Origin of the sequence: Phaeovibrio sulfidiphilus, from assembly GCF_014861485.1 — a bacterium.
Lineage (GTDB): Bacteria > Pseudomonadota > Alphaproteobacteria > Rhodospirillales > Rhodospirillaceae > Phaeovibrio > Phaeovibrio sulfidiphilus.
Genome location: NZ_JACZHT010000014.1, coordinates 1 through 5,978, shown reverse-complemented (window position 1 = coordinate 5,978; position 5,978 = coordinate 1). Strand labels below are relative to the sequence as shown.

The window sequence follows — 5,978 nt, the reverse complement described above, 5'->3', positions numbered from 1 at the left end:
GGGCGTGGGGTGGTGTCCGGGAACGACAACGCCGGAGCGGTGTGTTCCGTCTCCGGCGCGCTGTTTGCTGAAGAGGGTCTGGTTCCGGGGATTTCGGTGGAGTGCCCGGATAAAACGTTTTCGAAGAACCGGCGGCGCCCTACTCTCCCACACCTTAAGATGCAGTACCATCGGCGCAAGGCCGTTTCACGGCCGAGTTCGGGATGGGATCGGGTGGATCCAGCCTGCCATGACCACCGGCTCATCGAAAACGTCTCTTTTTTGATGTCGTGGGGAATTGTCTAGCGCTGTGCGCGGGGCATGGTTCGCGACGTGTGTGTGTCGGGAACCGGACTGTCCTCTGCGCGGGATCATCAAGCCGGTCGGATGATTAGTACCGGTCAGCTTCACGCATTGCTGCGCTTCCACACCCGGCCTATCGACGTGGTGGTCTGCCACGATCCTGATAGGGATATCTTGTTTTGAGGGGGGCTTCCCGCTTAGATGCTTTCAGCGGTTATCCTGTCCGTATTTAGCTACCCGGCGGTGCCACTGGCGTGACAACCGGTACACCAGAGATACGTCCATCCCGGTCCTCTCGTACTAGGGACAGCTCCTCTCAAATATCCAACACCCACGGTAGATAGGGACCGAACTGTCTCACGACGTTCTAAACCCAGCTCACGTACCACTTTAATCGGCGAACAGCCGAACCCTTGGGACCTGCTCCAGCCCCAGGATGTGATGAGCCGACATCGAGGTGCCAAACACTGCCGTCGATGTGGACTCTTGGGCAGTATCAGCCTGTTATCCCCAGAGTACCTTTTATCCGTTGAGCGATGGCCCTTCCATACGGGACCACCGGATCACTATGACCGACTTTCGTCTCTGCTCGAACCGTCGCTCTCGCAGTCAGGCGGGCTTTTGCCATTGCACTCGTCAGCCGATTTCCAACCGGCCTGAGCCCACCATCGCGCGCCTCCGTTACTCTTTGGGAGGCGACCGCCCCAGTCAAACTACCCGCCACGCAGGGTCCCGGATCCGGATAACGGACCGCGGTTAGACGTCAGAAAACAGAAGGGTGGTATTTCAAGGATGGCTCCACACGAGCTGGCGCCCGCGCTTCAAAGCCTCCCACCTATCCTGCACATCGGTATCCTGACGCCACTGCGAAGGTGTAGTAAAGGTTCATGGGGTCTTTCCGTCTGGCCGTGGGGACTCCGCATCTTCACGGAGAATTCAATTTCGCTGAGTTGATGTTGGAGACAGCGGGGAAGTCGTTACGCCATTCGTGCAGGTCGGAACTTACCCGACAAGGAATTTCGCTACCTTAGGACCGTTATAGTTACGGCCGCCGTTTACCGGGGCTTCGATTCAAAGCTCTCACCTCTCCTCTTAACCTTCCGGCACCGGGCAGGCGTCAGACCCTATACGTCGTCTTGCGACTTCGCAGAGCCCTGTGTTTTTAGTAAACAGTCGCCACCCCCTGGTCTGTGCCCCCTCCGCACGGTTGCCCACGCGGAGGGCCCCCTTCTCCCGAAGTTACGGGGGCATTTTGCCTAGTTCCTTCAACACCATTCTCTCAAGCGCCTTGGTATACTCTACCGGCCCACCTGTGTCGGTTTAGGGTACGGCTCTTAATGGGGGAGCTATTTCCAGGCCCTCCTTCACTGCACGACCAATCCGATAAGGACGTACAATTTACGGAAGGCGTCACTCTCCCCGAGCTCAGGAATATTAACCTGATTTCCATCGCCTACGGCTTTCGCCCTCGGCTTAGGTACCGGCTCACCCTGCGCGGATTAACCTTGCGCAGGAACCCTTGGGCTTTCGGCGGAAGCGTTTCTCACGCTTCTTGTCGCTACTCATGTCAGCATTCTCACTTCCGATTCCTCCAGCATTCCTCACGGAACACCTTCAGCGGACTACGGAACGCTCCGCTACCGCTCTGTTCTTAACGAACAGAACCCGCAGCTTCGGTGCATGGCTTGAGCCCCGATACATCTTCGGCGCAGAACGGCTGTTAGACCAGTGAGCTGTTACGCTTTCTTTAAAGGATGGCTGCTTCTAAGCCAACCTCCTGGTTGTTATGGCCGTCCCACATCCTTTCCCACTTAGCCATGACTTGGGGACCTTAGCTGGCGGTCTGGGCTGTTTCCCTTTTGACACAGGACCTTAGCACCCTGTGTCTGTCTGCCGGACTGTACTCTGCGGTATTCGGAGTTTGGTTAGGTTTGGTAAGCCTCGCGGCCCCCTAGCCCATCCAGTGCTCTACCCCCGCAGGCAATCATCCGACGCGCTACCTAAATAGCTTTCGCGGAGAACCAGCTATTTCCGAGTTTGATTGGCCTTTCACCCCTAGCCACAGGTCATCCCCGTCTTTTTCAACAGACGTGGGTTCGGTCCTCCAGTGGGTGTTACTCCACCTTCAACCTGCCCATGGCTAGATCACTCGGTTTCGGGTCTGATCCAACGAACTTGTCGCCCTATTAAGACTCGCTTTCGCTGCGCCTACACCTACCGGCTTAAGCTTGCTCGTTAAATCAAGTCGCTGACCCATTATACAAAAGGTACGCCGTCAGGTCCGAAGACCCTCCGACTGCTTGTAGGCATCCGGTTTCAGGAACTGTTTCACTCCCCTCATCGGGGTGCTTTTCACCTTTCCCTCACGGTACTGGTTCACTATCGGTCGTCAAGGAGTACTTAGCCTTGGAGGATGGTCCCCCCATATTCAGACAGGGTTTCACGTGCCCCGCCCTACTCAAGGATCATGAAGTCTTTACCCGTACAGGACTGTCACCTTCTGAGGTGCGCCTTTCCAGACGCTTCCGGTTGTCCCTTCATGACCACTGGGCTGATCCGCGTTCGCTCGCCACTACTAACGGAGTCTCATTTGATGTCCTTTCCTCCGGTTACTGAGATGTTTCAGTTCACCGGGTTCGCCTCTGCACCCTATGTATTCAGATGCAGATACCCCAAAGGGGTGGGTTTCCCCATTCGGAAATCTTCGGATCAAAGCTTGTTCTCAGCTCCCCGAAGCTTATCGCAGAGTACCACGTCCTTCATCGCCTCTTGACGCCAAGGCATCCACCAGATGCCCTTGTCTTGCTTGATGTCACGCGCAGGGGGCAGTCCGGCCCACCGCATCCACCAGGTAGAGGATACGGGGTATAACCAGGCAAAGGCCCTACTGCACGGCAGGTAAACCTGCCGCCCTGCTCGCCCCCGGAAACGACAAAGTGAGTTCCCGGAGTTTTTAATCTCAGCGCTAGATTGATTTGACCGTATTCCCGTTGGACAGGGAAAACGGTCTCCCACGGAACGCTCCAAAGCATGCTTCGGGCGTTCCAATGTTTCGAGCGACACACCGTCCTTTCGGAGCGGCTGTCCTTCCGGAAGGCCCGTAAGCACCCCCGCGGTTGAGACCCGCAGCGGTCACCGGTCCTTCGTCCCCGGGATGAAATCCCGGTCTCGAAACGACATCAAAACCCTCTTCACAATAACAAACAGCAAAACGCTTGCATTCGCCGTCCGGGAAACCCGGACCTCGAAACGCGAACCCCGCACTCCCGTAAAAACAGGTGCGGAAGACAGAACCCTTCCGAAGGGCACGCAATCACGGCGGAAAACTGGTGGAGCTGGACGGGATCGAACCGACGACCTCAAGCTTGCAAAGCTAGCGCTCTCCCAACTGAGCTACAGCCCCCGAAAGCAGACGGGAAAAACCCGAAACCCGCGAAGACCGAGCGCCTGTGCTGGTGGGCCTGGGTAGACTTGAACTACCGACCTCACGCTTATCAGGCGTGCGCTCTAACCACCTGAGCTACAGGCCCGAACACCGTGCTTTCCATGTTGCGTGCGACGAAAGAGAGAGGAGGACGGCGCCCTGATCCGAGGATCCGGTGCGACCTGAGTTTTGATGTATGCAAGAAGCTTCGAACAGCCGGTGAGACCGGACCGTTGACGAAACATCCTTGAAAGGAGGTGATCCAGCCGCAGGTTCCCCTACGGCTACCTTGTTACGACTTCACCCCAGTCGCTGACCCTACCGTGGCCGGCTGCCTCCTTGCGGTTAGCGTACCGTCTTCGGGTAAAACCAACTCCCATGGTGTGACGGGCGGTGTGTACAAGGCCCGGGAACGTATTCACCGTGGCATGCTGATCCACGATTACTAGCGATTCCGACTTCATGCACTCGAGTTGCAGAGTGCAATCCGAACTGAGATGCCTTTTGGAGATTCGCTCCCCCTCGCGAGGTCGCTGCCCATTGTAGGCACCATTGTAGCACGTGTGTAGCCCAGCCCGTAAGGGCCATGAGGACTTGACGTCATCCCCACCTTCCTCCGGCTTGTCACCGGCAGTCTCTCCAGAGTGCCCAACTGAATGATGGCAACTGAAAATGAGGGTTGCGCTCGTTGCGGGACTTAACCCAACATCTCACGACACGAGCTGACGACAGCCATGCAGCACCTGTGTCTGCGCCTCCGAAGAGGACCATGCATCTCTGCACGTAACACAGCATGTCAAGGGCTGGTAAGGTTCTGCGCGTTGCTTCGAATTAAACCACATGCTCCACCGCTTGTGCGGGCCCCCGTCAATTCCTTTGAGTTTTAATCTTGCGACCGTACTCCCCAGGCGGAGTGCTTAAAACGTTAGCTTCGGCACCGAGATCCGTAGACCCCGACACCTGGCACTCATCGTTTACGGCGTGGACTACCAGGGTATCTAATCCTGTTCGCTCCCCACGCTTTCGCGCCTCAGCGTCAATACCGCACCAGGTGGCCGCCTTCGCCACTGGTGTTCCTCCCAATATCTACGAATTTCACCTCTACACTGGGAATTCCACCACCCTCTCACGGATTCTAGCCCGACAGTATCAAGGGCAGTTCCGGGGTTGAGCCCCGGGATTTCACCCCTGACTGATCTGGCCGCCTACGCGCTCTTTACGCCCAGTAATTCCGAACAACGCTTGCCCCCTTCGTATTACCGCGGCTGCTGGCACGAAGTTAGCCGGGGCTTCTTCTGATGTTACCGTCATCATCGTCACATCTGAAAGAGCTTTACAACCCGAAGGCCTTCATCACTCACGCGGCATGGCTGCGTCAGGGTTCCCCCCATTGCGCAATATTCCCCACTGCTGCCTCCCGTAGGAGTCTGGGCCGTGTCTCAGTCCCAGTGTGGCTGATCATCCTCTCAGACCAGCTACCGATCGTCGCCTTGGTGAGCCGTTACCTCACCAACAAGCTAATCGGACGCGGGCCGATCTCGAAGCGATAAATCTTTCCCCAAAAGGGCGTATACGGTATTAGCTGTCGTTTCCAACAGTTATCCCGTACTTCGAGGTACGTTCCCACGTGTTACTCACCCGTGCGCCACTCACCTTGCGGTGCGTTCGACTTGCATGTGTTAGGCCTGCCGCCAGCGTTCGTCCTGAGCCAGGATCAAACTCTCAAGTTGAAACCTGAAAGTAACCCCGCTCACTCATACTTGTTATCCTCTCGCCGCCCGGCCGGGGGCGAAAGAATGGTCGTAAGAACCCAAAGATCTCAACGTTGACTGGCAAATCCGGATAAACCGGCTTGCCGCATTGATAATCCTTGTATTCTAGACTTACTCAAGATGAGTGCGCGGAAGTTTCCTTCCGGCAACGGCCGAACCTCCGGGACTAACCCGAAAAACGCCGTCCACCCATCTCTTTCGTTCGCGTTTCGCTCACAATGACAAACAGCAGAACTCAACCGGCTCACACCGGAAACCTGAACCGCCAGAGGGCGGCACAAAGGAGTAAATCTAGCACAAATCATGAAAAAAGCAAGATGCAAGCTTCATAACCGCGCCGGAGAAACCCCCGAACCGGAAGCCCCCGGAGGAGCCGCCGAACCAACCGGTGAACCGTGTCACCCCGTCGGTGAGGCGGTTTCTAAGCCCTCACGCCCAAACCGTCAACACCTTTTTTGAAGAAAATCACCAATCACACAAAAATCACACCGCAAAAGCAG

2 tRNA genes and 3 rRNA genes are annotated in these 5,978 nt (G+C 56.5%); all 5 read right to left on the bottom strand.

What is annotated here, in order from left to right:
• Positions 1-126: 126 nt before the first annotated feature.
• The 5 genes from rrf to IHV25_RS10170 all read right to left on the bottom strand — a co-directional run bounded on the left by rrf (position 127) and on the right by IHV25_RS10170 (position 5,436).
• A 5S ribosomal RNA gene (gene rrf, locus IHV25_RS10190) occupies positions 127-241 on the bottom strand.
• Positions 242-349: 108 nt separating this feature from the next.
• Positions 350-3,094: ribosomal RNA gene (locus tag IHV25_RS10185) — 23S ribosomal RNA — on the bottom strand.
• A gap of 515 nt (positions 3,095-3,609) precedes the next feature.
• Positions 3,610-3,685 (bottom strand) — tRNA-Ala (locus IHV25_RS10180).
• A gap of 50 nt (positions 3,686-3,735) precedes the next feature.
• A tRNA-Ile gene (locus IHV25_RS10175) sits at positions 3,736-3,812 on the bottom strand.
• Between the two features lie 144 nt (positions 3,813-3,956).
• Positions 3,957-5,436 (bottom strand): 16S ribosomal RNA (locus IHV25_RS10170).
• The 16S, 23S and 5S rRNA genes sit together here with 2 tRNA genes alongside, the layout of an rRNA operon.
• Positions 5,437-5,978 lie beyond the last annotated feature (542 nt).